At 64.2% G+C, this 25754-nt stretch carries 22 protein-coding genes; 12 read left to right on the top strand and 10 right to left on the bottom strand.

The window, feature by feature from the left end; genetic code table 11:
• Positions 1-89 precede the first annotated feature (89 nt).
• Genes N7422_RS23530 through N7422_RS23520 form a run of 3 tightly spaced genes read right to left on the bottom strand, consistent with a single transcriptional unit; the run spans position 90 to position 2584 of the window.
• Entirely contained in the window at positions 90-1766 is a 1677-nt protein-coding gene (locus tag N7422_RS23530) for a phosphoethanolamine transferase (protein ID WP_279808798.1), read from the bottom strand.
• Positions 1767-1781: 15 nt separating this feature from the next.
• Positions 1782-2318: a cytochrome b/b6 domain-containing protein gene (locus N7422_RS23525; RefSeq protein ID WP_279808797.1), complete on the bottom strand. Its 537-nt coding sequence runs from the start codon at positions 2316-2318 to the stop codon at positions 1782-1784.
• The gene (locus tag N7422_RS23520) at positions 2318-2584 is read right to left on the bottom strand and encodes a PepSY domain-containing protein (protein WP_279808796.1); all 267 of its coding nucleotides are present in this window, start codon (positions 2582-2584) and stop codon (positions 2318-2320) included. The genes N7422_RS23525 and N7422_RS23520 overlap by 1 nt, the downstream gene beginning before the upstream one ends.
• 146 nt (positions 2585-2730) lie before the next feature.
• Here N7422_RS23520 and N7422_RS23515 point away from each other — a divergent pair, with 146 nt between their 5' ends.
• The 4 genes from N7422_RS23515 (at position 2731) to N7422_RS23500 (ending at position 7361) form a co-directional block, all read left to right on the top strand.
• Positions 2731-3396 carry a response regulator gene (locus N7422_RS23515; RefSeq protein ID WP_279808795.1) on the top strand — a complete coding sequence of 222 codons (666 nt, stop codon included), beginning with the start codon at positions 2731-2733 and terminating at the stop codon, positions 3394-3396.
• On the top strand, positions 3393-4784 hold the full coding sequence (locus N7422_RS23510; RefSeq protein WP_279808793.1) for an ATP-binding protein: 1392 nt from the start codon (positions 3393-3395) through the stop codon (positions 4782-4784). The genes N7422_RS23515 and N7422_RS23510 overlap by 4 nt, the downstream gene beginning before the upstream one ends.
• Positions 4785-4920: 136 nt before the next feature.
• Entirely contained in the window at positions 4921-6099 is a 1179-nt protein-coding gene (locus N7422_RS23505) for an acetyl-CoA C-acetyltransferase (protein ID WP_279808792.1), read from the top strand.
• A gap of 374 nt (positions 6100-6473) precedes the next feature.
• Positions 6474-7361, top strand: a complete 888-nt coding sequence (locus N7422_RS23500; protein WP_279808791.1) for a hypothetical protein — start codon at positions 6474-6476, stop codon at positions 7359-7361.
• A gap of 41 nt (positions 7362-7402) precedes the next feature.
• Here the strand turns inward: N7422_RS23500 and N7422_RS23495 are convergent, their stop codons facing one another.
• Together N7422_RS23495 and N7422_RS23490 are read right to left on the bottom strand one after the other, a co-directional pair.
• Positions 7403-7945 carry a nucleotidyltransferase family protein gene (locus N7422_RS23495; protein WP_279808790.1) on the bottom strand — a complete coding sequence of 181 codons (543 nt, stop codon included), beginning with the start codon at positions 7943-7945 and terminating at the stop codon, positions 7403-7405.
• A gap of 1 nt (position 7946) precedes the next feature.
• A complete protein-coding gene (locus N7422_RS23490) occupies positions 7947-8654 on the bottom strand; it encodes an SDR family NAD(P)-dependent oxidoreductase (protein ID WP_279808789.1) in 708 nt (235 codons plus the stop codon).
• A 76-nt stretch (positions 8655-8730) separates the two neighbouring features.
• On the opposite strand from N7422_RS23490, the gene N7422_RS23485 reads away from it, so the two are divergent.
• The gene (locus tag N7422_RS23485) at positions 8731-9684 is read left to right on the top strand and encodes a bile acid:sodium symporter (protein ID WP_279808788.1); all 954 of its coding nucleotides are present in this window, start codon (positions 8731-8733) and stop codon (positions 9682-9684) included.
• Positions 9685-9783: 99 nt separating this feature from the next.
• On the opposite strand, the gene N7422_RS23480 is transcribed toward N7422_RS23485, so the two are convergent.
• Positions 9784-10302: a histidine phosphatase family protein gene (locus N7422_RS23480; RefSeq protein WP_279808787.1), complete on the bottom strand. Its 519-nt coding sequence runs from the start codon at positions 10300-10302 to the stop codon at positions 9784-9786.
• 74 nt (positions 10303-10376) lie between these two features.
• On the bottom strand, positions 10377-12680 hold the full coding sequence (gene metE, locus N7422_RS23475; RefSeq protein ID WP_279808786.1) for a 5-methyltetrahydropteroyltriglutamate--homocysteine S-methyltransferase: 2304 nt from the start codon (positions 12678-12680) through the stop codon (positions 10377-10379).
• A 361-nt stretch (positions 12681-13041) separates the two neighbouring features.
• Between metE and N7422_RS23470 the strand changes: the two genes are divergently transcribed.
• A complete protein-coding gene (locus tag N7422_RS23470; RefSeq protein WP_279808785.1) occupies positions 13042-14529 on the top strand; it encodes a methylenetetrahydrofolate reductase C-terminal domain-containing protein in 1488 nt (495 codons plus the stop codon).
• 71 nt (positions 14530-14600) lie between these two features.
• On the opposite strand, the gene N7422_RS23465 is transcribed toward N7422_RS23470, so the two are convergent.
• Positions 14601-14726, bottom strand: coding sequence for a hypothetical protein (locus tag N7422_RS23465; RefSeq protein ID WP_279808784.1), 126 nt, complete (start codon positions 14724-14726; stop codon positions 14601-14603).
• A 257-nt stretch (positions 14727-14983) separates the two neighbouring features.
• Between N7422_RS23465 and N7422_RS23460 the strand changes: the two genes are divergently transcribed.
• The 4 genes from N7422_RS23460 to N7422_RS23445 all read left to right on the top strand — a co-directional run bounded on the left by N7422_RS23460 (position 14984) and on the right by N7422_RS23445 (position 19708).
• Complete coding sequence (locus tag N7422_RS23460; RefSeq protein ID WP_279808783.1) at positions 14984-15766, top strand: hypothetical protein; 783 nt, start codon at positions 14984-14986, stop codon at positions 15764-15766.
• A 188-nt stretch (positions 15767-15954) separates the two neighbouring features.
• Positions 15955-16551, top strand: a complete 597-nt coding sequence (locus N7422_RS23455) for a hypothetical protein (protein ID WP_279808782.1) — start codon at positions 15955-15957, stop codon at positions 16549-16551.
• Between the two features lie 403 nt (positions 16552-16954).
• Entirely contained in the window at positions 16955-18448 is a 1494-nt protein-coding gene (locus N7422_RS23450; protein WP_279808781.1) for an APC family permease, read from the top strand.
• A gap of 78 nt (positions 18449-18526) precedes the next feature.
• Positions 18527-19708: an iron-containing alcohol dehydrogenase gene (locus N7422_RS23445; protein WP_279808779.1), complete on the top strand. Its 1182-nt coding sequence runs from the start codon at positions 18527-18529 to the stop codon at positions 19706-19708.
• Here the strand turns inward: N7422_RS23445 and N7422_RS23440 are convergent.
• Positions 19672-20601 carry a LysR family transcriptional regulator gene (locus tag N7422_RS23440; protein ID WP_279808778.1) on the bottom strand — a complete coding sequence of 310 codons (930 nt, stop codon included), beginning with the start codon at positions 20599-20601 and terminating at the stop codon, positions 19672-19674. The two genes, N7422_RS23445 and N7422_RS23440, sit on opposite strands and share 37 nt — an antisense overlap.
• Before the next feature lie 115 nt (positions 20602-20716).
• Entirely contained in the window at positions 20717-20935 is a 219-nt protein-coding gene (locus tag N7422_RS23435; RefSeq protein WP_279808777.1) for a hypothetical protein, read from the bottom strand.
• A gap of 1094 nt (positions 20936-22029) precedes the next feature.
• On the opposite strand from N7422_RS23435, the gene N7422_RS23430 reads away from it, so the two are divergent.
• Both N7422_RS23430 and N7422_RS23425 read left to right on the top strand, forming a co-directional pair.
• Complete coding sequence (locus N7422_RS23430) at positions 22030-22560, top strand: hypothetical protein (protein WP_279808776.1); 531 nt, start codon at positions 22030-22032, stop codon at positions 22558-22560.
• Between the two features lie 1462 nt (positions 22561-24022).
• Positions 24023-25231: a site-specific integrase gene (locus N7422_RS23425; RefSeq protein ID WP_279808775.1), complete on the top strand. Its 1209-nt coding sequence runs from the start codon at positions 24023-24025 to the stop codon at positions 25229-25231.
• Positions 25232-25754 lie beyond the last annotated feature (523 nt).

Below are 25754 nucleotides of genomic sequence, written 5' to 3'. Positions count from 1 at the left end.
AAAGCCGCAGGCCTGTTGGTGCGGGCTTGCCCGAGAAGCAGCCGACGCGGTGCCTGGCCACACACAGCAGGCGAACCAACCGAGCCCGCTCAGGAGCCGCACGCGCCCTGGCTGCCCCTGGCCAACCATTCGCTCAACTGCACCGGCACCAGGTGCACCAACCCCTGCGCCGTCTCGCACACCGGCTGAATGTAGTTGTCGCTGAACAGCAACTTGCCATGCACGAAGTGCTCGTCCTTGCGCAGGTTGGGGTTGTCGATGCGCATGCCCAGCCGCGCCGCCAGCCACTTGCCGATCTCGTAATGGCTGATCCAGCGCTCCGGCGCCAGCCCCTCCAGGGCCTGGCGCGGCGCCTCGCGGCTGAGCACGATCACCGGCACGTCACTGACTTGCGGAACCAGGTCGTTGTGCCCCCACTTGCCATCCTCGCCCAGGCGCTGACCATGGTCGCCGGTGATCACCAGGTAGCGTTCGCCCTCCAGACGATCGAAACGGGCAATGACCTCCTCCAGCAGGCCGTCCAGGTAGTGGATCGAGTTGTCGTAGGCATTGGCCTGGCCCTGGGCGCCCTGGTCCGGCCAGGGCCGCTCGGCCTGCTGGTGCGTGTAGTTGCGCGCATAGGGCAGGTGCGCCGTGCGCAGGTTGAGCACCACGAAGTTGCGCGGGCCGAAGCGCTGCTGGTCGAGGATCTCGAGCAAGGCGTGATCCTGGCGCTTGAGAAACCGCAGCGGATGGTCCTCGCGGGTGATCGCGACGTCCAGGTGGCGGCTGCCCAGGTGCGCCAGCAGGCGCGACTCCTGGGACGAGATCCAGTGGGTGCGCATGCCGGCCTCGCGGGCGAAGCGGAACAGGTTGACCTCGCCGGCGCGCAGCAGGTGATCCTGCCCTGGCTCGCGGATCGGGTTGAGCAGATACGGCAGGCTGACATCGGTGGCCACCCCCGCCGAAACGCCCGGCCGCACCAGGGCGCTGGGATGGCTGGCCAGGTAGCGCTGCAGGCGCGGCGTGGTCTGCCGGGCGTAGCCGTACACCCCCATGCGCTCGCTGCGCAGCGAATCGGCCACCACCAGCCAGACATGGCGGGCGCTGCTGGGAATCGGCTCGAGCCGGTAGGGTGTGAACGGCGCGGATGGCAGCCTCACCTCGGGCGCGAACGCCAGGCGCACGGCCCAGGCGGAAAACGCATTGAGGCTGTTGTGCAGGCCACTGCGGGTCGGCCCCGGGGTGAACGAATCGAGGTTGCGGTAGGTGGCCCGATAGGGTTTGGCCAACAGCACCACGGCAATCAACAATAGCGCCCAGCGGCTGGCCGGCAGCGCCACCCGCCCCGGCAGCCGCCAGTGCAAGGTCACCAGCAACACGTAAGGCAGAGCGACACTGAGCGCCGCCGGCCAATGCGCGCCCAGGCTGTGCCAGGCCGTCAGCCCAACTTCCCCCGGCTCGCGCACCAGGCTGCGGATATCGACCGCGCTCAACGGCTCGCCAAAGAAGCTGATATTGGCCAGCTGCAGCAGCTGCATGCCGGCGAACAGCAGCAGGATCGCCACCACGACCACACGCAGGTTGCACAGCCACAGCGCCACGCAGAACGCCCATAGCCCGGCGACCCAGCCGGCCTCGAGCTCGGCGCGGTTGTTGCCGGTGAACAGTTGCTGGATGAAATCGTCGGCCAGGAGCAACACACAGCTCAGGCTGGCCAGCGCGCACAGGCGCAGCCACGCGGCGCCGCGCTCGGGCTGGCCGCGCAGGGTCAGGGACATCAGCATGGGGAAATCTCGTGGTCAGGGGTCGTCGCGGTAACGGCGCCGGCCGGTGAGCATCGACAGCGGCAGGTTCTCGCGCAGGCGCAGGCTCTCGACCAGCGCCGCCAGCACATGCACGCACACCAGCGCCAGCAGTGCATCGGCCAGGAAGCTGTGCAGGTCCATCGGCCAGTCGGCGCCCCACAGGGCATCGACTTCCTCGGCCAGCCAGCCGGTCAGGCCCAGGCCACCGATGCAGGCGAGCATCGACACCATCACCAGCGCGCCGATGGCCGAGTGCCCCAGGCGGTGGCAGGGCTGCCCGCTCAGCAACGCCCGGCCGTGGGCCGCCAGGCGTCCGGGCGTCGGCCAGAAATCGGCCCAACGCGCGCTGCGCGGCCCGACGAAGCCCCAGACGATGCGTACCAACAGGCAACCGACGGCGTAGTAGCCGAGCCACTGGTGCCAGTCCTCACCCTCTTCGGTGAAGAAGTAGTTGGCGAAGAACACCGTGGCGAACGACAGGTGGCATGCGCGCAGCAACGGGTCCCACAGGCGCACCGTGGCGTCGGGCATCAGTCTTCGATCTCGGTCTTCACCGCCTTGCCGCTGACCGGGTCGTGATAGATCTCGACCTTGCGTCCGTCCTTGTCGAAGCCGTAGATCTCGTAGCAGTTGCCCTTGGTGACCTTGAACTTGTTGATCTTGTAGCCCTGCTCCTTGAGCTGGGCCTGGAACTTGTCCGGGTCCTGCCAGGTGCTTTTGTCGGCGGTGGTGCACTGGGTGGCGGCGAACACGCTGCCGCTGCCCAGCAGCAAGGCGAAAGCAAGAAGGAAACGCATGGCGATAACTCCAGTGATGAGAAGGGACCCGCACGATGCAATGCCAAACTTAATGGCAGCTTAGTAGGTCATCACTGGTTACATTTCCCCGGGCGACAGGCTGCGCGCAGGGCCCATCATGGCGCCTTCGACGGGAGAGCCGAAGCATGCGCGTACTGCTGGTGGAAGACGATCGGGCCCTAGCCCAGGGCATCCGTACCGCCCTGCGCGGCGAGGGCTACACCCTGGACTGGCTGGCCGATGGCCTGGAGGCCGAGCAGGCCCTGCGCGCCGAGACCTTCGACCTGGTGCTGCTCGACCTCGGCCTGCCCCGACGCGACGGCCTGCACCTGCTGCGCAGCCTGCGCGCCAGCCCCACCGGCGAGGTGCCGGTGCTGGTGCTGACCGCCCGCGACGCTACCCGCGACCGCATCCAGGGCCTGGATGCCGGCGCCGACGACTACCTGGTCAAGCCCTTCGACGTGGACGAGCTCAAGGCGCGCATCCGCGCCCTGCTGCGCCGCAGCCAGGGCCGCGCACAACCGCTGCTGGAACATGCCGGGGTCAGCCTCGACCCGGCCCGCTTCGAAGTCCGCTACCAGGGCCAGCCGGTGACCCTGACCCCCATGGAATTCCAGCTGCTGCACCAGCTGCTGGCTCGCCCCGGCACCGTGCTGACCCGCGAACGCCTGGCCGAGACGCTCTACGGCTGGCACGAAAGCGGCCCCGGCAACACCCTCGAAGTGCTTATCCACAACCTGCGGCGCAAGCTCGACAGCGGCCTGATCCGCACCGTGCGCGGCGTCGGCTACCTCATCGAGGATGCGCCATGACCGCCATCCGCACCCGCATCCTGCTGCCCACCCTGCTGCTGGTGCTGCTCGGCAGCCTCGGCCTGGTGCTCAGCGTGCTGCGCGACAACCACCAGGAGATCGAGAACGTCTACGACGCCCAGCTGGTGCAGGCCGCCCGGGTGCTGCAGGGGCTGTTCCGACAGATGCCCGCGGAGCAGGACTGGCAGGACGTGCGCGCCGCCCTCGAGCAGGCCATGGACCTGTCCGGCACGGATATCCTCAGACACCCCTACGAGATCAACCTCGACTTCATGGTCTGGCGCAGCGACGGTCAGTTGCTGATGCGTTCGGCCGACGCGCCGCGCCTCGACAGCCCGCCCGCCCCCGGCATCCACGACCTGCTCTACCAGGGCCAGGACTGGTGCGGCGTGCTGCTCGAAGACCGCCAGCGCGGCCTGCTGATCTGGGTGGGCGAGCGCGACGACCTGCGCCAGGACCTGATCCAGCGCATCGCCGACCAGGCCCTGGCCCCCGCGCTGGTCGGCATCCCGCTGCTGGCCATGGCCATCTGGCTGCTGCTCGGCTGGGGCCTGCAACCGCTGCAGCGCCTGGCCCGGCACCTGCGCGCGCGCCCGGTGGACAGCCTGGAGCCGCTGGCCACCGCCCCGCTCCCGCCGGAGCTGACGCCCATGGCCAACGCCCTCAACCATCAACTGCAACAACTCACCCGCCTGCTCGAACGCGAACGCCGCTTCATCGCCGACGCCGCCCACGAACTGCGCACACCGCTGGCGGTGCTGGCCATCCACGCCGGCAATGCCCGTCGCGCCAGCACCGATGCCGAGCGCGACGAAGCACTGGAGTTCCTCGAACAAGGCGTGGCGCGCGCCACCCGGCTGGCCAGCCAGCTGCTGACCATGGCCCGCCTGGAGCCGCTGACCCAGGTCCGTCAGCGCGTGCGCCTGGATGCCCTGGCCCGGGAAGAGCTGGCCCAGCTCGCGCCGCTGGCCCTGCGCCGCCAGGTCGACCTGGTGCTCGACGAGCAAGGCAGCTGCCACCTGTACGCCGACCCCACCGCCGTGACCGTGATGCTGCAGAACCTGGTCGGCAACGCCCTGCACTTCAGCCCGCCAGGGGGCGAGGTCACCCTGGAACTGCGCCAGCACGACGACTGGCTGACCCTGCAGGTGCTCGACCAGGGACCTGGGGTGGAACCATGGCAGCTGGAGCGCCTGAGCGATCGTTTCTACAGCGCCAACAACCCCGGTGGCGCCGGGCTGGGGCTGGCGATCGTGGCGCTGGTGGTGGAGCAGCTGGGTGGCAGGCTCGCGTGCTTCAACCGGGACGGCGGCGGGTTCGCCGTACAGGTGCGCTTTGCGGCGTGCAACGCGGTGGCTGGCACCGGTGGAGCCGGTGTTCGCGGCTGAAGTCGCTCCCACAGGGGCCGGCAAGCGATGTCCCATTCATTTGCAAACCCGATCAATCGCAAAGAAAAACAAACTTCTCAAATGAGCGCAGTGCGGGGATGCTGTGACGATCACGCTCGTATCCCGGAGAACAACAATGAACGAAGTCGTCATCGTCGCCGCCACCCGCACTGCCATCGGCAGCTTCCAGGGGGCGCTGGCCAACGTGTCCGCCGTGGAGCTGGGCGCCGCCGTGATCCGCCAGCTGCTGGCCCAGACCCAGCTGGATCCTGCCCAGGTCGACGAAGTGATCCTCGGCCAGGTGCTCACCGCCGGCGCCGGCCAGAACCCCGCCCGCCAGGCCGCCGTCAAGGCCGGCCTGCCCTACGAAGTCCCCGCCCTGACCCTGAACAAGGTCTGCGGCTCGGGCCTCAAGGCCCTGCACCTGGCCGCCCAGGCCATCCGCTGCGGCGACGCCGAGGTGGTCATCGCCGGCGGCCAGGAGAACATGAGCCTGGCCCCCTACGTGATGCCCTCGGCCCGTACCGGTCAACGCATGGGCCATGGCCAACTGATCGACAGCATGATCACCGACGGCCTGTGGGACGCCTTCAACGACTACCACATGGGTATCACCGCCGAGAACCTGGTCGAGCAGTACAACCTGACCCGCGAGCAGCAGGACGCCTTCGCCGCCGAGTCCCAGCGCAAGGCCGTGGCCGCCATCGAGGCCGGCCGCTTCAAGGACGAGATCACCCCGATCCACATCCCGCAGAAGAAAGGCGAGGCGCTGGTGTTCGACACCGACGAGCAACCGCGCCCCGGCACCAGCGCCGAGTCCCTCGGCAAGCTGCGCGCCGCGTTCAAGAAGGACGGCAGCGTCACCGCCGGCAACGCCTCCAGCCTCAACGACGGCGCCGCCGCGGTGCTGCTGATGAGCGCCGCCAAGGCCAAGGCCCTCGGCCTGCCGGTGCTGGCGAAGATCGCCGCCTACGCCAGCGCCGGCGTCGACCCGGCGATCATGGGCATCGGCCCGGTTTCGGCGACCCAGCGCTGCCTGGGCAAAGCCGGCTGGCAGCTCGGCGAGCTGGACCTGATCGAAGCCAACGAAGCCTTCGCCGCCCAGGCGCTGGCGGTGGGCAAGCAGCTGGAGTGGGATGCGTCCAAGGTCAACGTCAACGGCGGCGCGATCGCCCTGGGCCACCCGATCGGTGCTTCCGGGTGCCGGGTGCTGGTGACCCTGCTGCACGAGATGATCAAGCGTGATGCGAAGAAGGGCCTGGCCACCTTGTGCATCGGTGGTGGCCAGGGCGTGGCGTTGGCCATCGAGCGCTGATCCACGCCCGACCAACCCGCTCCCACCACAGCGACACCGAAACCTGTGGGAGCGGGTTCACCCGCGAAGCGTCCGGCACCGACCGTCCGACCTCTCCGAAGCATTAGTTGCAATTTACTTGAAAACCCCAACAGGCACATTCACCAATAAAACATATTCAAACGAATATATGCCGCCGACAAACACCAACACTTCACGATAAGCCAATCTTTATTTAATTCGATTGGCTCCATGTGCCCCACTACTTTCCTACAGTGTTAAAAATGACACTTTGACACTTTCAAACTCCCCTCTAGCCTGAGTCAGGCGCCCAACGAACTGCTTAAGTTCCAGCGCACTAGACCCTATTAATAAACCTGCTAAAGGGATTTGCCATGAACGCTCCAGGAGCCGCCCCGTCCGAGAAAGAAGTTGCTCAGGCCTGGCTGGAAGGAAAGGCCCGCGTGAAGTCGACGACACCACACGGCAATATCTTCGCCCACGACTACAACCATCATCACCAGCTCACCGCGACAGGCCGCGCCATGCGCAGCGGCGCCGATGCCATCAACCCGTTCTTCAGCCCGGCGGCCGGCTCGGCGACCGACAGCTACGCCAACGACGCCAACAAGAACGTCAGCCCAGGCAAAGCGCCGGTCAGCATCTACGAAGGCCTGCAGACCGCCATCGACATCGCCCGCCGGCGCTCCGAATACAACCCATTGGACCAGCCCACCGACCAGAAGCCCAAGGCCAAGGGTGACCGCGAACACTTCATCGCCTTCACCCAGGAGATCGCCGAGATCCCCTTCCTTTCGCTGCTCGCCGCCCAAGTGACGCAGATCCAGCAGAAGAGCCATGACGCCAACGCGCTGATCGATTCGTTCGTCAAAGGCTTCATCGGCCTGGCGGCCAAGGACGTCGAGCAGATCAAGAAATCCCTGAGCAGCCTGGTGAATGCGGCGCTGTCCTATTCCGAGCAGACCGAGCGCCAGTCCAACTTCAACCAGAACATCCTGCAGACCGGCATCGCCGGCTCGGTGAACTTCATGCTGTATGCCAGCGAATTCACCATCAAGGCCACCAGCAAGAAAGGCACCATCACCTTCCAGTCGTCCTACACCTTGTCCCAGGCGGTCTACCAGCTGTCGGTGGAAAGCTGGGAGAACGTCAGGGACGTGTTCGCCAAACAGCAGAAGACCGACACCCAGCAATGGCTCGGTGACACCACCACGCCTGTGAAACCAGGCTCGACACTGCGGGCGATCTGCCTGGTCAGTTAAGACCGCGAGCCAGGCCCGGCAGGTTCGCCTGCCGGGCTTGTTCAACCGAGCGAACGCAACCTCGACCAGCGCTGCAGCCAACCCTTGTCCCGAGCCCGTACGGCCATCACCTCGGCCTTGCCCGGCGTGGAACGCAGCCGCAGGCCGAACAGATCGTCCAGCCCCAAAGGCGCCAGCACCTCGCACCGGTCATCCGCCGTGCGCCGCACCGCCACCGCCGTGGCCGTCTCCGGCCAATAGCGCATGGCATCCTCGGTCGAGGCGTATGGTTCCTGGCCATTGCGCAGATGCATGCGCGCCTGGTTCTTGACCGACCACAGCACCTGCGGCGCATGGCCCAGCAGCCGAGCCTCCAGGCGCAGGTCTTCTGCCGGATCGATCCCCGAGCGATCGAACCACAGCACATCCACATCCCCGTCCGGGGCCGTCGACGCCCGACCATGCAGGTGATCCCACACGGCATTGCGCACGAAGCCCGCGCCGATCCAAGCATCCGGCAGCGCCAGCTCCCGCACGACGGCCAGCAGCCGCCAGCGCACCGGGTCGTTGTGGATAACCGCTCGGACCTGTTGCTCGAAGGTCATCTCAGAAGCGCTCGTCACGCAGCGCGGGCAAGGTGATGTCGCGCACATAGCTGGCCGACGACAGGTTCAGCATCATCCGGCACACCTGCACCACATCGTGCAGCGGGATCAACGTCCCCTCGCCACGCCGCTCGGCCTCGGCCAGCGGCACCTGCAGGCCGTCCTCGGTATTCAGGTAACCCAGATTCAGGCAGCTCACCCCCAGGCCCCGATCACGAAAACCTTCGCGCAGGCTTTCGGCAATTCCGCGCAGGCCGAACTTGCTCGCGCCGAAGGTGACTTCCGGGCGGCCGCTGCCTGGCAGGCCGGAAGTGGAACCGGTGAGGATGATCCGTGGCCGGTCGCTCTGCAGCAGCACCGGCAGCAGGCGCTTGATCAGCAGCAGCGGCGCGGTGATGTTGGTGTCGACCATGCGCTGGATCTGCCCGTCGTCGTCGTCGAGGAAGCTGTAGCCGTCCTCGAAGGCCCGTTCCTCCCAGATCCCGACGTTGTAGACCAGCACATCCAGCCCGGCGCCGGCCACCGCTTCATGGATGACCGCCGCCGCGTGCCACGGCTGGCCCAGGTCGGCCTCGATCCAGCGCGCCGCCCCCGGCAGCGACGCCGGCCGGGTGCGCGACACACCGATCAGCGTGTCACCTTCGCCTCCCAGGCCCTCGACCAGCGCCCGGCCCAATCCCTTGCTCGCACCCACCACCAGAATTCGCATCGAATCACTCCCTATGGACTGCGCCAGATAGTAACCTTCCCGCCCCAGTAATTCAGTCGGAAATGCCAGGACGCCCGTGGACAGAGAGCAGCTCGAACGCAACCAGATTCCCCTGTACTTCATCGCCGTGGCGCTCGCCGCCGCCGTCGGCCTGCTGGCGCCAGGCATGGCCCAGCCACTGGAGGTGTTGGTGACGCCGGCCATCGCCGTGCTGATGTACGCGATGTTCCTGCAGATCCCCTTCCTCGACCTGCGCGCCGGGCTGGGCAACCGACGCTTCATGGGCGCGCTGCTGCTGGCCAACTTCGTGCTGGTGCCGCTGCTGGTATGGATCGGTACCCGAGGGCTGGCCGATCATCCGGCCGTGCTGGTCGGCGCGCTGCTGGTGCTGCTGACACCGTGCATCGACTACGTGGTGGTGTTCACCCATATCGGCAAGGGCGACTCGCGCCTGACCCTCGCCGCCACGCCGGTGCTGCTGCTGGTGCAACTGGCGCTGCTGCCGCTGTACCTGGCGTTGATGCTCGGCGGCGGCAGTGTCGAGATTTCCGTGGTGCCCTTCGTCGAGGCCTTCGTGCTGCTGATCGTGCTACCGCTGCTGCTGGCGGTCGCCACCAGCGCCGGGGCACGGCGCTCGGCGCTGGTAGCGAAGTGGAACGACGCCTGGGCCTGGCTGCCAGTGCCGGCCATGGCGCTGGTGCTGATCGCGGTGATCGGCTCGCAGATCGGCGTGGTGGCCAGCCGCCTGGACGACCTGTTGCCGGTGGTGCCGGTGTATGTCGGCTTCGCCTTGCTGGCGCCGCTGCTGGGGATGTTCGCGGCGCGGCTGTTCAGGTTGTCCACAGGCGAAGCCCGGGCGGTGACCTTCAGTGCCGCCACGCGCAATTCGCTGGTGGTGCTGCCGTTGGCGCTGGCGCTGCCGGAGTCGATCCGCGCGCTGGCGGCGGCGGCGGTGATCACCCAGACACTGGTGGAGCTGGTCAGCGAGTTGATCTATGTTCGCGCCGTGCCGGCGTTGGTACGCCGTTAGGTCCATTCCTTTCAAGATCGAGTGAGGGCCGCCAGGTGTTCGCCGCAACTCTCACAGACGCTGCAAGCGTTGCGGCGAACACCTCGAAAGACATACCCATCAGCCCAGCTGCAACCGCCACTGGCCGCTATGGCTGAACCGCACCCGCGCCAGCGGTGGCACATCGATACGCTGAAAGGCCTGCAGCGGCGCGCCCAGCGCATGCAGCATCGCGGCGCGAATGACGAAGGGGTGGGTGATGGCGATCCACTCCCCCTCGCTCAGGGCGCTGTCCATCCAATGGGCGACGCGCTGGCACAGCGCGGCGATCGACTCACCACCGTGAGGCGCGGCCTGCGGGTCGGTCAGCCAAGCCTGGAGGTCTGCGGCGCCCAGTTGCTTGAGCGGCAAGCCTTTCCAGCTACCCAGGTCGCCGTCGCGCAAGCCTTCATCGACCACCGCCCCTAGCCCCTCGGCGGTCTGGCGGGTACGCAGCTCAGGTGCCGTGAGATAGCGGGCCGAACGCTCAAGCGCAAGCAACGGCGGATCACGCAGCGGTTCGTCGTCCAGGGCGAAGCGCCCCACCCTTTGCGCCTCGGTGCGGGCGTGGCAGATCAAGGTGAGGTGGATGGGCTTCATGGTGGGCCTTCGCCAGGAATGTCCGGGCACTCTAGCCGAAGTGCGAAACACATGCGCGATAAGCCCCCCCAGGATCAGACACCCGCGCGCAGTTCGCGGGCGGCCGCCACCATGTTCACCAATGCCGCCTCGGTCTCCGGCCAGGCGCGGGTCTTCAACCCGCAATCCGGATTGACCCACAGCCGCTCGGCCGGAATCCGCCGGGCGGCCTTGCGCAGCAGCTTGACCATCTCGTCCTTGCCCGGCACCCGTGGCGAGTGGATGTCGTACACCCCCGGGCCGATCTCGTTCGGGTAGTGGAACTGCTCGAACGCCTCCAGCAGCTCCATGTCCGAACGCGAAGTCTCGATGGTGATCACGTCGGCATCCATCGCCGCGATCGACTCGATCACGTCGTTGAACTCGCTGTAGCACATGTGGGTGTGGATCTGGGTTTCGTCACGCACGCCCGAGGCGCACAGGCGAAACGCCTCGGTGGCCCATTGCAGGTAGTGCGGCCAGGCACTGCGGCGCAGCGGCAGGCCTTCACGGAAAGCCGCCTCGTCAATCTGCACGATCCTGATCCCCGCCGCTTCCAGGTCGACCACCTCGTCGCGGATCGCCAGCGCCAGCTGGCGGGCCTGCACTTCACGGGGCACGTCCTCACGCGGGAACGACCACATCAGCATGGTCACCGGGCCCGTCAGCATGCCCTTCATCACCTTGCGCGTCAGGCCCTGGGCGTACTTGATCCACTCCACGGTCATGGCCTTCGGGCGGCTCAGGTCGCCGAAGATCACTGCCGGTTTCACGCAGCGCGAACCGTAGCTCTGCACCCAGCCAAAACGGGTGAACCCATAGCCATCCAGTTGCTCGGCGAAATACTCGACCATGTCGTTGCGCTCGGCCTCGCCATGCACCAGCACGTCCAGGCCCAGGTTCTCCTGGATCTGCACCGCGTGGCGGATCTCGCTGTGCATGGCCTCGACATAGTCCGCCTCGGTCAGCTTGCCCTGCTTGAACGCCTGGCGCGCCAGGCGAATCGCCGAGGTCTGCGGGAACGAACCGATGGTGGTGGTCGGGAACGCGGGCAGGTTCAGCCCGGCACGCTGCCTGGCGATGCGCTGCTCGAAGGCCGCTGCACGTTGGCTGTCGGCTGGCTTGATCGCGGCGACACGGGCCTGCACCGCCGGCTTGTGAATACGCGGCGAGGTAGCGCGGCGGTGCTGCACGGCCCGGCTGTGCGCCAGTGCGGCGAGCACATCATCCGCCTCGGGCTGGTTGATCGCCTTGGCCAGCAGCGCCACTTCCTGGCACTTCTGCACGGCGAAGGCCAGCCAGCTTTTCAGTTCATCGTCGAGCTTGTCTTCACGCTCAAGGTCCACCGGGCTGTGCAGCAGCGAGCACGACGGCGCCACCCACAACCGGTCGCCCAGGCGCTCATGGGCATGGCGCAGCACCTCCAGCGCCTTTTCCAGATCGCAGCGCCAGACGTTGCGGCCGTTGACCACGCCCAGCGACAGCACCTTGTAGGCAGGGAGGCGGTCGAGGATGGTCGGGTACTGCTCCGGCGCGCGCACCAGATCGATGTGCAGGCCATCGACCGGCAGGTTGGCGGCCAGGCCCAGGTTGTCTTCCAGACCGCCGAAGTAGGTGGCGACCAGCTTCTTCAGCGGTGCGCGCTGAAGGATGTTGTAGACCCGCTCGTAGGCGTTCTTCCAGGCCTGCGGCAGGTCCAGGGCGAGAATCGGCTCGTCGATCTGCACCCACTCCACGCCTTGCACGGCCAGGCGGTTGAAGATCTGGTCATACAGCGGCAGCAGGCGGTCGACCAGCTCCAGCTTGTCGAAATCGGCGCCCTTGGTCTTGCCCAGCCACAGGTAGGTCAGCGGGCCGATCACCACCGGCTTGACCGCGTGGCCAAGGGCCTTGGCTTCTTCGACTTCTTCGAACAGCTGTTGCCAGCTCAGGGTGAACTGCTGGTCGGCGGTGAATTCGGGGACCAGGTAGTGATAGTTGGTGTCGAACCACTTGGTCATTTCCTGGGCGTGGGCGCCGTTGCAGCAGCTGTCGCTGCGGTCCGTCGCCACGGCGCCCCGGGCCATGGCGAACAGGGTCTGCAGGGTGGGCTTGGCACCGTCCTTGGCACGGAAGCGCTCGGGGATCACGCCGAAGGTCAGCGAGTGGGTGAGCACCTGGTCGTACCAGGCGAAGTCGCCCACCGGCAGCAGCTCGATACCGGCAGCCTTCTGCGCGTGCCAGTGCGCGGCGCGCAGGCCACGGCCCACGGCACGCAGGCCGGCTTCGTCGAGCTCGCCCTTCCAGAAGGCCTCCTGGGCTTTCTTCAGCTCACGGTCGCGGCCGATGCGTGGAAAACCCAGGTTGTGTGCCAGTGCCATGTTGTCGTCCCTCGATCCTTAAACGTGAATGAGGGAATTCTGGGGGGACGGGAAAGGTGAGACAAACTCATTAAATTTGAGATGAACTCAAGATATGTTCATGATGCCTGTTCGAAACAATGCCCCCTGTAGGAGCGGCCTTGTGTCGCGAAAGGGCCGCAAAGCGGCCCCGGCGATCTGTGCATGAATGCTGAAATCCTGGGGCCGCTGCGCAGCCCTTTCGCGACACAAGGCCGCTCCTACAGGGATCCGGGTCGCCGTGAATGTCTCGATCAACACATTCCCCCGCGCAATCAGACATGCCTCTACCGCCAACCTGCGCCACACTGCCACCCTGCCCCAACCCGGTAGCCCGCACCCCATGAGCCTGCTGAAAACGACCCTGGACGCCCACGCCTTCGCCTGCATCCTGGAATTCGTCCCCAAGCCCGGCGCCGAGCGTTTCGCCACCCTCGAAACCCTCATGGCCCGCACCCGGCTGTGTGGCTGGCCATTGACCGTGGCCATCGGCGACCGCGTCGGCAGCGCCCTGGACATGTCGCCGCTGGACGCCTTCACCAGCCTGCGACACCCCGTCCCCGCCCTGCTGCACTTCTCCGGCAAGGACCGCGAACGCCGCGACCTGCTGGCCCAGCTGCAACGCATGGACACCGCCGGCCTCGACCAGCTGCTGCTGCTCACCGGCGACCGCCTGCCCGGCCACAACCCCGGCGAACGCCCGGTGCGCTACCTGGAGTCGGTCGCCGCCCTGCAGATCGTCCGCCAGGCCCGGCCCCATTGGCTGCTGGCCGCCGCGCTCAATCCGTTCAAGTACCAGGAAGCCGAAGGCGGCGCGCAGTACTGCAAGGCTGAAAAGAAACTCGCCGCCGGGGCCGACCTGCTGATCCTGCAACTGGGCTTCGATATCGAGAAGCATCAGGAGGCCTTCGACTGGATGCAGCGCCAGCCCCGGCCGAAACCGCTGATGGCTTGCATCATGGCGCTGACCGAAGGCCGCGCCGGCATGCTCGATCATGTCGCCGGGGTGACGGTCACGCCCTCGATGCGCGCGCTGCTCGCCGCCGAAGCGGCGGTATCCAAGGCCTATGCCAAGGAACGCGCCAACCAGCGCCTGGCCTTGCAGGTGATCGGCCTGAAGTTGATGGGCTATGCCGGCGTGCACCTGTCCGGCATTCACGAAGTCGCGCAGTTCGAAGCATTAGAACAGGCGATTGGAGCGCTGCAAGCGCAGCTCGCCTCACTGCAGGACTGGACCCCAGCCTGGGAAGCGGCCTGGCGGCAACCTGACCTGACGCCGGTCACCTTCCATCCCCCCGAACACGCCTGGCGCCTCGGGCAGCGACAGACCAACGCGTCGACCAGGGAAAAGGCCCGCTATCACCTGCTGTCGGCGATGCACCATCAACTGTTCAGCCGCACCACGGCCTTGAGCAAGGCCTTCGGCTGGGCCGTGACCCGGCCGCTCTGGACCAACCCCACGACGGCGCAGTGGCTGCATCAGCTGGAACGGCGCGTCAAGCGCCCGATGGTCGGCTGCGATACCTGCGGCAGCTGTCGGCTGGAAGACACGCTCTACATCTGCCCCGAAACCTGCCCCAAAGGCCTGGCAAACGGGCCCTGCGGCGGAACACACCTGGACCGTTGCGAGTTCGGCGATCGGGAGTGCGTGCACAGTGCCAAGTACCGGCTGGCGGTGAGCGTGGCCAGGACCGAGGTGTTGCGCGAGCGACTGATTCCGTGCGTCCAGGTGGAAAACCGGCATCGTAGCTCTTGGCCGGTGTGGTTCGAAGCTTCCACTTCGAAATCGTCATCCCGACAACCTGACGTCGCTCCGGAGTTCAACGAGTAATATGCCTGTCGGCAATCTCGTTGGCCCCTTGCCCAACAGGCGATCTTGCCGCGCCGTACAGATAAATGTCATTACAAGGGAAGCCCGACACCGTGCTCATGGGCTTGGCGCATGAACGCCAGGCGCAAGGCCAGGTTGGCGAGGATGTCGTCATCACGAATGGCGGATTGGGCGGCGGCGAACACGACGGATGGCATGGCCGCCTGCTGACAGGATTGGCAGCCGCTGCTCGTCCGGCATCCACAAGACCACCTCTGCATCAGCAATACGAGCACAAGGGGGCATGGGAGCGGGCTTGCCCCGCGATGACCGGCAAAGCGCTCCCCCTACATCTTGCAACATGCCCACCACACCCATCACCCCGCGCCTGGCTCGAACCCTGCGTTTTACCCAAGGTATACTCCCGCCCCGTCGCGCCCAGAGTGGCGCGTAGTCTTCATGCGCAGGATGCCCCATGTCAGTTCAGCAACACGTTGCCACCGCCGATACCACCCTCACCGCCACGCCCGAGTCGCTCAGCCATGCCCTTGAACAGGTGCGGCAGGCCGAAGCCAGCCTGCACCAGCGCAGACGCCAGGTCACGCTGGCATTCATGGGCGTGCAGGCCGCCTACTGCGGCTACCTGATGCTCAAGTGGATCTGGCAGGGCCATTACATCGGCGGGCCGATCTATGCCGTGTTGATCTGGTGTCTGTTGTGGCTGCTGTATTATCCGGTGTCGGTGCTGTGGTATCCGCGCCAGCGTGCGCTGGACAAGGCATGGCGCACGCTCGATGCGGCGCGGATGGAGGAAGGCAAGGCGTTCCTGGCCAACCAGGCCCTGGGACCGTATCGCTGGGTCTGCCGCGGCGGGCGCATGCTGGCGGTGTTCCCCGACAGCCGCATGCTGTACGTGCTGGCCCCGGAAGTCGGCGAGCGCCACGCGCTGATGGACGCGCCACGGGTGGTCAAGCAGGTACGCGTGGACGAGCAGGCCGTCACCCGCAGCACCACCAAGACCACTACCAAGCACGGCTGGCGCAACGTCTACGCGTTCAGCAACCATTTCGGCATGATCGGCGGCGGCAAGTCCCGCTCCACCTCGACCACCACCCACGACACCGTGCGCACCTTCACCCTGCACGTCCAGTTGCAGAGCGCCGGCCAGCATCCCTACTGGATTCAACTGCCCTTCGCCGATGACTGGCACGAAGCCCGCAACTGGCAATTGCTGATCGAGCAGGCCACCACCCGCTGACAGCCTTGCATCGCCCACCTGTAGGAGCGGCCTTGTGTCGCGAAAGGGCCGCACAGCGGCCCCGGCGATCCAAAACTTCAAACCAGCCTCGTGACCTGTAATCACCCCCAGACTCGCAGCTCAGAAAATCACCTGGTAGAGAAACGCCAGCAACCTGCGCCCTCAACGCCCGCAAAAGGAACCCCTCCATGCTTCGGCCCTTGATGCCAGCCCTGCTCCTGCTGCTTGCCGGCTGCGCCACCAAGCCCCCGGCCAATCCCGACAACCTCTGCGAGATCTTCCGCGAGAAACCGAAATGGCACGAGGCGGCGCTGAAGATGCAGGCACGCTGGGGCGCCCCGGTGCAGGTGCCGATGGCGATGATGTACCAGGAGTCCTCGTTCAAGCACGACGCCCTGCCGCCGCGCTACTACTTCCTCGGTTTCATCCCCTGGGGCCGGGTCAGCACCGCCTACGGCTACGCCCAGGCCAAGGACGAGACCTGGGCCGACTACAAGCGCGAAGCCGGCGGCTGGGGCGCCAGCCGCGACGACTTCGCCGATGCCCTCGACTTCATGGGCTGGTACATGCAGAAAAGCCAGCGCGTCAATGGCGTGTCCAAGTGGGACGCCTATGGCCAGTACCTGAATTACCACGAAGGCTGGGGCGGCTACCGCAACCGTAGCTACGACGCCAAGCCATGGCTGAAGAACGTCTCGCAGAAGGTCCAGTCCCGCGCCTCGTTGTTCGGCACACAGTACCGGAGCTGCGAACAGGAACTCGCACGCGGTGGATGGTTCTGGTAGGGCCCGACGCGAAGGTAGTGAAAACGTTCGCCAGCCAGCATCCATCTCTGTGATTCGAGGTGGCGAGGCACCGGAGCCTCGCCTGCCCACAAACGCCCTCCACCGATCACCGACACCTGAAGCAACCGCGACACACCATCCCAGCTCATCCACGCCAGCCCCCCACGCCAAGCGCACGCCAAACATCAATTTTCATTGATGCCAGAGCCCTGAAATATGAATTCTTGCTGATGCGGCGCCGCCCTATCCTGACCTGGCGCGCACCTGCTGGCGCCAGCTACTCCACCGTCCACAGAGACGCGGGTCCCCATAACAATTCCAACTGCCCCGAGGATCCCCATGAACCTTCACTGCATGCCACCTGGCTTGAACCCTTCCAGGGTTTCCCCCATGGGAGGCCGCCATGTCTGACCTCCTGCAAACCACCAAAGGTGACGAGGACCTGCTGGCCAGCCACGGCTATACCCAGGAACTGGATCGCGGCCTGAACCTGTGGTCGTCGTTCTCGGTCGGCTTCGCCACCATTTCGCCCGTGGTGGGCATCTACTCGGTCATGTCCCTGGGCGCGATCAGCATGGGGCCCGCCTGGGTGTGGATCGTGCCGCTGTGCCTGGTGCTGCAGCTGAGCGTGGCGGTGGTCTATGCCGAGCTGTCGTCGCAATTCCCCCTGGCCGGGGGCTGCTATCAATGGGTTCGCCGGCTGGTGGGCGACCGCCTGGCCTGGTTCACCGGTTTCCTCTACCTGGCCGCGGCGCTGGCCTCGCTGACCACCGTGGCCTATCTCGGCGGCTTCTGGCTCGGCCTGCTGATCGAAGACCAGCCGCCCTCCGCCAACATGCAGGTCGCCTGCGGCGCGGCGCTGCTGGCGCTGGGCCTGGGCGTCAACCTCATGGGCATCAACCCGCTCAAGTACTTCGTCAATGCCGGGATTCTCGCCGAAGCCATCGCCTCCATCGGCATCGGCGTGCTGTTGCTGCTGTTGTTCCGCAACCACTCGTTCGAGCTGTTGTTCACCAGCCTGGGGGCGCAAAGCGCCGCCGGGGGCTCGTACGTCAGTGGCGTGCTCACCGCGCTGGCCGTGTGCGGCTGGGCCTTCCTCGGCTTCGACGCCTGCTCGCAGCTGTCCGAGGAAACCACCGACGCCCGCGTCTCGACGCCACGGGCGATCCTGCGCTCGATGATCGTGGTCGGGCTGACCGTCATGCTCACCGCCTTCGCCGTGACGCTGTCGTTCAAGGACCCGGCGGCGATGGTCAGTGGTCAGATCGTCGATCCGGTGACCCCAGCCGTGGTGGACGCGTTCGGCCCGTGGGCCGAGCGACCGTTCGTCGCCATCGTCCTGATCGCCTTCGTCGCCTGCGTGGTCTCGGTCCAGACCTACATTGGCCGCGCCCTCTTCGGCATGGCCCGCGACGGCATCCTGCCGGGCTCGGCGCTGCTGCGCCGGGTGGACCGGCGCAAGGTGCCCATGGCCGCGATGGTCTTCAGCACCCTGGTGGCCAGCCTTGGGCTCGGCCTGGGCCTGAACGCCACTGCGGTGGGCACGCTGATCGCCTTCGGCAGCGGCGGCTTCTTCTTCGTCTTCCTGATCGTCACCCTCAGCGCCCTGTACGCCCGCCTCAGCGGACGCTGGGACCCGGCCAAGGGCGCCCTGAACCTGGGCCGCAAAGGGCTTGCCATCAATGTCTTCGCCGTCTGCTGGCTGCTGTTCGAAGCCATCAACGTGGCCTGGCCACGGGAGATCCTGGCCCCGCCCGGCGCTCCGTGGTTCCAGGTGTGGGCCGTGGTGGTGGTGTTCTCCGCGCTGGCGCTGTTCGGCCTGGCCTACCTGCTGATCGCCAAGCCCCATCGCCGTATCGCCAACAGCCTCAGCTTCGCCGGCCGCAACGCCGGCTGATCCGACTCCCGCGCGCCCCCCCGACATGCCGGCCCGGGGCCGGCGGGGCGGCCGCACGCCTGCAAAAAAGGAACCCCCATGACCCTGTACTGGAACTACCCGACCGAGATCTTCTGCGGCGCCGGCGCGCTCGACCTGTTGTCCCAGCGCTGCGCCCTGGCCCATATGCACCGCCCGCTTCTGGTCACCGACCCCGGCATGCTCGAACTCCCGCCCTTGCGCGCGGTGCGCGAACACCTGGAGGCCGCCGGCATCGCGTACGGCCTGTTCCATGGCCTGTCCAGCAACCCAAGCCTGGACGAAGCCCGCGACGGCGCCCGGGCATTCGCCGCCGGCGGCCACGACTCGCTGATCGCCCTGGGCGGCGGCAGCGCGCTGGACGCCGCCAAGGGCATCGCCCTGCTCAGCCGCGACCCGCAAGGGCTGGCGCGCTTCGAATGGAGCCAGATCATCGAGCACTACCCCACCCTCGCCGACTACCCGCCACTGGACCTGCCGCCGCTGATCGCCATCCCCACCACCGCCGGCACCGGCTCGGAGCTGGGTCGCGAGGCGGTGCTGACCGACACCGCCCAGGGCGTGAAAAAGGTGATAGGCCACCACGAGCTGCTGGCCCGCAGCGTCATTCTCGACCCCGTCCTGACCCTCGGCCTGCCGCCACGGCTCACCGCCGCCACCGGCATGGACGCCCTGACCCATCACCTGGAAGCGCTGTTCTCGCCGCTGCATCACCCGATGTCCCTCGGCATCGCCGTGGAAGGCGTGCGCCAGGTCAAGCTACACCTGGAAAACGCCGTGCGCGACGGCAGCGACCTGGGGGCCCGCGAAGGCATGCTCGCCGCCTCCGCCAGCGCGGCGGTGGCGTTCCAGAAAGGCCTGGGCGGCGTGCATGCCCTGGCGCATCCCCTGGGTGCCCGGCATCACCTGCACCATGGCTTGCTCAACGCCGTGCTGCTGCCGTACGTGCTGGTCGCCAACCGCAGCGTCATCGAACAGGACGCCGCGCGGCTGGCGCGCTATCTGGAGCTGCAACAGCCAAGCTTCGACGGGCTGCTGGCCTGGATCGTCGAATTGCGCGCGCGGATACAGATCCCCCACACCCTGGCCGAGCTCGGCCTGACCGGGGCCGACGCAGACACCATCGGCGAACTGGCCGTGGCGGACATCTCATCGTCGCAGACCAACCCCCGCCCGTTGCAGGCGACGGACTACACCCGCATCTATCAGAACGCGCTGGCCGGCGTGCTGCACTGGCCCTGAGGCCTGTGCACGCGCAGCAAGTCCTCGATGAACGCCCGGGCGGCCTCGCTGCGCGGGCGCCCGGTGTAGGTGATCATGCTGTGCGCGACGTCGTAGCTGAGCCGCTCCGGCAGCAACGGCCGCATCCTGCCGCGCTCGACCCAGATGCTGGCGTAGTGGATCGGCAGGTAGCCCAGGTGCGTGCCCGCCAGCACAGTGTGCGCGACCGCCTCCATGTGATGCGCCGTGGCGCTGCAGCGCTCGGGCCGCAACGGCAGCGCCTGATCGCCTGGCAGGAAGCCATGCATGATCCAGTCGCACTGCGCGACCTGCTCGAAGGTCGGGTCGGCGACCCCGAACAGCGGGTGCCGGTTGCCGCAGAACACGCCGATCTCCTCGGTATAGAGCGGCGTGTAGTCCAGCGTCGAGCGCGAACGGCTGAAGTAGGAGATGGCCATGTCCAGGTTCCCGTCGATCACCGCCAGTTCCAGCTCGGTGGGTGAGTTCACGAACAGATTCAGCTGCACATCCTGCGCACGGTTGTAGAAGGCCGCGAGGGTGTCGTCGAAGCGCGCCTGCGGCAGCGTCGTCACATTGTCGGCCAGGCCGATGTACAGCTCCCCGACCAGCTTGCCGGACAACGCCTGCGCCTCGTCCCTGAACAGGCCGATGGCGTCGAACAGCATCCGCGACGAGTCGAGGATACGCTGCCCCTTCGCCGTCAGCCGGAATCCCCCCTTGCCCCGCTCGCACAAGCGATACCCCAGGCGCGTCTCGAGGCTGCCGATATGCATGCTGATATTGGACTGACTCATGTTCAGCTCCGCCTGCGCGGCGGTGAAGCCCCCACATTTCGCCACGCAGGCGAAGATGCGCAGCAGACGAAGGTCGGGGTCGGACAGGTTTCTGAGCATGGCGGCGTGCCGGTGGCTGGGCTTGCCGGGAGTTTACTGCAGGCGAAGCCTTCCCCGCGCGCCCACGACAGGGCCGCTAGGCGACCCTGATGGTGCTGGCTTCACTGCAGGAGGATCAGCCCTCGTCCTGTATCGCCTCGAGCTTGCCGAACTGCTCGCTGGCCAACCGGCTGATGATGCGGATCGCCTGGTGGATACCCGCCGTGTTGCGAAAGCTCAGTTGCGGGTTGTGCTCGCATTCGAGCACCTCGTCGTGCTGGACCAGGGCTTCGCCGAGCAGTTCGAGGGTCCAGACGTAGCTTTGCAGGGTGGAGAGGCGTTCGACGTCAGTCATGAAGGGCCTCCCGGGTTGGGCGGTGGGGAGCGGATGCGGGGATCCTGTACAGACGTGTGATGGTCATGCATGAGACTCCAAGTTAGGTTGGAACCACCACGCACTGTCGCCAAACAATGGGTGGCAGCTGTACGCAGGTTGGCGAACCGGGAACTTGGAACCCGGCAGACCCGAAGGTCTCCCGCGCACAGCCGCCATGGCACGAGGCTGCGGACGCAAAAAAAGCGCCTGCAATCGTGTGGGGCGCTGCTGCGCCAAGTTTATCCGGGTCGCCAAACCCGGTCGCGGAGTTTGCCGCGACTGGAGGGAAATTTATTCCTTGGGGGCTTTTGGTGCAAGGTTCTTGGGGCTAGGAAATGGCGATGAAAACCGTAGGAAATGACTTGCACTAAGGGGATAGGTGGCAACAGTACGTGGGTTGGCCGACCGGGACGAAAGGAACCGGCACACCGGAGGTGTCCCACGTACTGCCGCCATTGTGGAAACGTGCTCGATATCAATAGCGTTCGGAGTGGGGTGGGTGGCAGCTGCATGCAGATTGGCGAAACGAGGAAAAGATAAACCGGTAGACCAGAGGGTCTCCTGCTTACAGCAGCCATGCGCCAGCAGACGCATGCAGGTTAGCTAGATCTGGCCATTGATCAGGCCTCCTGAGATAGCTATAAATAAAACGCCTGTAATGGGCGAACGCCGGTGAATTCGTAAGCAGTCGAAATGAAAATTTGCGGAGACAGGAGTCGCACAAATACAAAAAATATTGATTTTTATAGATATTATCCTGAGCAGCGTAGCTCTTTATCTCTACAATTACCCTCACCCTATCCCTAGATGGCGGACTGCCTTGAACAACCTGATAGGATGAGGGAAGGCGCGAACCCGCCAAAAGCGGACGACTGAATTCACATCTAAGGAGTTTTATGCAGCCATTTTACGCCACAAAGAATCGGGGACAATATAAAGGCGAAATACTATATCCGCACCGACATCCGGATGGTACCTATGTAGCCACAACATCGAAGCACTCAGTCGACTATGTTCGAGTTAATAACCTTCATGAGCTATCAGCCTTGGTTCGCTCTGGGTATGGCGCTAGGATGTCCAATCCAGATATACCACAGGCTCAGTCATACATCTCGCACGCAAAGATTATTTTTGATACCGAGGAAGATTCGTCTTTATCGCTCAGAAAAGTCTTGGCATCGTTCGTAGATACAGAACATCTCGATGATGAAACCGTTGCCAACAGAAGAAAGGAGCAAGCCTTCCTTCGAAGCTACTTGCTAAAAGGGAGTAGCGAAGGAACATGTGTACTCTGTGGGCGAGTTTTTCCCGCTGAGCTATTGGTTGCTGGGCATATCAAGCCTCGCTCGGCATGCAGCCGCGATGAGAAACTTGATTTCGACAATATTTCCGCCCTGATGTGCGCGCTTGGTTGCGACAGCCTATTCGAAAAAGGCTTCGTCTATGTATCAAATGGAATTACCCATACGAACCCCCGGAGGGGAGGCACCCCACAACTAAACAAAGTACTTGAACAGCTAGCTGGCCGGAGTATAGCCAACTGGACCGGCAGTTCTGGCTACTACAATTGGCACGCAAAAGAGTTTGGTTGGAGGGAAGAGTAACTGTTCTATGATCCGCTACGGGAAATCGGGAAATGGAGACCGGAAATGCGAAAATGAAACAAAAAGGGGACTGAAACAAAAAAACAAAAAAACAAAAAAACAAAAAGGGGACGGATTTATTTAACAAAAAGGGGACGGATTTATTTTCAATCCAGCCCAATTGAATAAATAAATCCATTCCCATTTTGCGGTCCATTTTGCGATTTTGCGCACGCCACGCGCCACCGAAGATACCCTTTCCTCACCCGACTCTCGCGGTATTTTTCTCCAGATGATCTTACGCACGATGCTTTCTCATATTTTCAAAAAGATTGCTAGCGCAATATTGCAAAAATGGAAAAATGGAAAAATCTCCTGCGCCTGAAATCGGCAATAATTTCTGGTTGACTCTCCGTACCTTTGAAGACAATGCGATCGATTAGTTTTTTTTCGCATTCGGAGATGACTTCAACACTGAAATGAGCAATGGCGTGCCTCAGATTTTTAATTATGCCGAAAATGTGCCGAAAATGGGGACAGATTTATTTTATATGTCTGCCGCATGGACGAAATAAATCCGCCCCCATTTCCCGCAGGATGCCTAAACAATCTCATGCGCCCACTTGTAGCTGCTGTAGAGGAAGGGGCGGCTGCCTTCTTTATCTGTCTCCACAACTCGCAGTCGTAACTTGGTGCCGACGGGGTAGTCTCTTATCTCTCGAGAGCACTCGATCTTCATGCTCTGCGGGAAGGGCTGGTCACTCGCAGGGCGGACGCCATTCTTGCGCCGGGCAGGATCGTAAAAGACCTCAGCAACGATCGAGATGTATTCGTCTGGGTCATGCCTAGGTTCCCAAGCCATGGTAGCGCCCCCTCTCTTCCGTGTGTGCGGTTACCGGAGTGAAGGCCCAGGCGGGCAAATTGTCAAAACCTCACATCCGAGCCAGCACGGCGTCCCGGCCAGACGTTGACATAGGAGCGGCCCGGCACCGCCCTCCAAGCACCTGCCCTATTAGCAAATGTTAGTGCCTAGACGGAGCTGCCCCGCTCTCTTGGCTAGTTACCAGATGCGGTTACCAACACTGGTTACCACCTCGCTCCCGCAACCGAGGCACCAGCTCAAGGAAAAAGGGGGCAGGCCCACGGATTTATTTTTTCGCGCGTCAGAGGAAGAAACAGTCTGTTCGACTTTCTTCAATCGCAGCCCGGGCAAGCTGCTGCAAATAAAGTAGCCATAACGAAAAAACCCGCCAAAAGGCGGGCTTTACGGGGGTTCCAGAAACTTTGGTAGCCTTCGCTGGAACCTGAACTGGTGCCGGAGACAGGAATCGAACCTGCGACCTTCGCGTTACGAGTGCGTTATGACGCCCAGCAATTACAGGTAAACCCCAGCATTCATTAGGGCATATCGTCCAGTTGAGTCCGCCGAGACAGGTCCGTATAGTCATTTTTGCTGTCACCCTGCTGTCACGGACGCCCACCCATGAAAACCAAGATCACCGCCAAAGTCCTCTCCAGCATCCAGCCCCAGGAGAAGGCCTACCGCATCCACGACACCGCCCAGCCAGGCCTGTCTATCCGCGTCCTGCCCAGTGGCCACGCCAGCTATATGGTGACCTGGGGCCGGAACCAGGCCGCCACCCTGGGCCGGGTTGGAATGATGACCTTGGATCAAGCGCGGACCGAGACCGCTCGCTGGCTCGCTGAGGCTCACGCCCACGGCGCACCGCTGGTGGCAGCTAAGAGCAAGCGCCGCGCCGCGCACACTCTCCAGAGCTACCTGGAGGAAAGCTACTACCCGTGGCTGGAGACCCACCACAAGGCCCACCAGAAGACGCGGCACGCCATAGAGTACAGCTTCGGCGCATTGATGCGTAAACCGCTGGCAGACATCACCCAGCGCGATCTGGAGGCTATGCGGGTGAAGTGGCTGGCTGCCGGCCTGAAGGATGCCACCGCCAACAGGAAGCTAGCAGCCCTGCGCGGCGCGCTTTCCAAGGCCGTCGAGTGGGGCGCCCTCGATCAACATCCGATGACCAAACTGAAGCCGATGCGGCTCGACACCCGCGCTCGGGTTCGATTCCTATCCTCGGAAGAGGAACGGCGGCTGCGTCAGGCCCTGGATGATCGGGAGGAACGCATTAGGGGCGAACGTGACAGCGCCAACCGGTGGCGCCGTGAACGGAAGAAAGAAGAGCTACCCGACTTGAGAGCCAAGAAGTTCGCCGACCATTTGAAGCCGATGGCGATCATCAGCCTGAACACCGGACTGCGCAGAGGCGAACTTTTTAATCTAACTTGGCCGGATATTGATTTTCCACAAAAGACGCTGACCGTAGTTGGCGAGGGCGCAAAGTCAGACCAGACCAGGCACATCCCGCTGAACAAGGAAGCGCTTCAAACTATCAAAGAGTGGAAAAACCAGTCTAGTGGACTACCCCTGCTCTTCCCAAGCCAGACTGGCGGCGTAATGGATAATGTCAAAAAGTCTTGGGACGGGGTATTGAAAGACGCGAAAGTGAGCTCATTCCGCTGGCACGATTTGCGCCACACGTTCGCGTCGAAGTTGGCCATGAAGGGCGTGCCGCTGAACACGATCAGGGATCTGCTGGGCCACGCCGACCTCAAGATGACGCTGCGCTACGCCCACCTTGCTCCAGATAGCAAGGCAGCTGCGGTCGACCTGCTCTAGAACGGCACTAGATCCATATCATTCATGGGGACTATTGTAGGGCTATTCCTGTACTTAGACACATGGTCCTCTATTTGCCTCCAGTGGCTTGTTACCATAAACATATGGAGGCCTTCTCGCTCAGTGGAATAGCTCAAGTCAGGGAATTGGTGCCAAAAACACTTACTGGCTTTGATAGTTTCCCAAACACGAAGCTCATCATAAGTTAGAGCTTCCGGCATATCGAACGCCATATTTACTAAGCGAACCGATTCATCGGTTGACCAGATCTTGTCAAGGGCAGTAGCGAGACTTGTTCCATCGAAATCGATGCTCTGCTGAGCAATCGCCTGTGAAATAGACCATTCAATGACGGCTGTTAGGGAACGCTTTTGGAGGCGCCCCATTAGGTCCAGGGCAAACTTTATCTTAGGGTCAATCCGAATCCCTACGCTCACCGTCGTACTGGTCTCGCCAGCGCGCTTGCTTGTCTTGGTTGCCATTCCCCACCTAAACCTTGTCGATTTTGGTCAGATCATCTGAC

Source organism: Pseudomonas sp. GD04091, from assembly GCF_029836165.1.
Classification (GTDB): domain Bacteria; phylum Pseudomonadota; class Gammaproteobacteria; order Pseudomonadales; family Pseudomonadaceae; genus Aquipseudomonas.
This window is presented reverse-complemented; position numbering and strand designations above follow the sequence as displayed.

Coding starts and splice junctions, on each gene's coding strand:
- N7422_RS23530 (WP_279808798.1), bottom strand. CDS start 1,766: ATGCTGATGTCCCTGACCCTGCGCGGCCAGCCCGAGCGCGGCGCCGCG.
- N7422_RS23525 (WP_279808797.1), bottom strand. CDS start 2,318: ATGCCCGACGCCACGGTGCGCCTGTGGGACCCGTTGCTGCGCGCATGC.
- N7422_RS23520 (WP_279808796.1), bottom strand. CDS start 2,584: ATGCGTTTCCTTCTTGCTTTCGCCTTGCTGCTGGGCAGCGGCAGCGTG.
- N7422_RS23515 (WP_279808795.1), top strand. CDS start 2,731: ATGCGCGTACTGCTGGTGGAAGACGATCGGGCCCTAGCCCAGGGCATC.
- N7422_RS23510 (WP_279808793.1), top strand. CDS start 3,393: ATGACCGCCATCCGCACCCGCATCCTGCTGCCCACCCTGCTGCTGGTG.
- N7422_RS23505 (WP_279808792.1), top strand. CDS start 4,921: ATGAACGAAGTCGTCATCGTCGCCGCCACCCGCACTGCCATCGGCAGC.
- N7422_RS23500 (WP_279808791.1), top strand. CDS start 6,474: ATGAACGCTCCAGGAGCCGCCCCGTCCGAGAAAGAAGTTGCTCAGGCC.
- N7422_RS23495 (WP_279808790.1), bottom strand. CDS start 7,945: ATGACCTTCGAGCAACAGGTCCGAGCGGTTATCCACAACGACCCGGTG.
- N7422_RS23490 (WP_279808789.1), bottom strand. CDS start 8,654: ATGCGAATTCTGGTGGTGGGTGCGAGCAAGGGATTGGGCCGGGCGCTG.
- N7422_RS23480 (WP_279808787.1), bottom strand. CDS start 10,302: ATGAAGCCCATCCACCTCACCTTGATCTGCCACGCCCGCACCGAGGCG.
- metE (WP_279808786.1), bottom strand. CDS start 12,680: ATGGCACTGGCACACAACCTGGGTTTTCCACGCATCGGCCGCGACCGT.
- N7422_RS23470 (WP_279808785.1), top strand. CDS start 13,042: ATGAGCCTGCTGAAAACGACCCTGGACGCCCACGCCTTCGCCTGCATC.
- N7422_RS23465 (WP_279808784.1), bottom strand. CDS start 14,726: ATGCCATCCGTCGTGTTCGCCGCCGCCCAATCCGCCATTCGTGATGAC.
- N7422_RS23460 (WP_279808783.1), top strand. CDS start 14,984: ATGTCAGTTCAGCAACACGTTGCCACCGCCGATACCACCCTCACCGCC.
- N7422_RS23455 (WP_279808782.1), top strand. CDS start 15,955: ATGCTTCGGCCCTTGATGCCAGCCCTGCTCCTGCTGCTTGCCGGCTGC.
- N7422_RS23450 (WP_279808781.1), top strand. CDS start 16,955: ATGTCTGACCTCCTGCAAACCACCAAAGGTGACGAGGACCTGCTGGCC.
- N7422_RS23445 (WP_279808779.1), top strand. CDS start 18,527: ATGACCCTGTACTGGAACTACCCGACCGAGATCTTCTGCGGCGCCGGC.
- N7422_RS23440 (WP_279808778.1), bottom strand. CDS start 20,601: ATGCTCAGAAACCTGTCCGACCCCGACCTTCGTCTGCTGCGCATCTTC.
- N7422_RS23435 (WP_279808777.1), bottom strand. CDS start 20,935: ATGACTGACGTCGAACGCCTCTCCACCCTGCAAAGCTACGTCTGGACC.
- N7422_RS23430 (WP_279808776.1), top strand. CDS start 22,030: ATGTCCAATCCAGATATACCACAGGCTCAGTCATACATCTCGCACGCA.
- N7422_RS23425 (WP_279808775.1), top strand. CDS start 24,023: ATGAAAACCAAGATCACCGCCAAAGTCCTCTCCAGCATCCAGCCCCAG.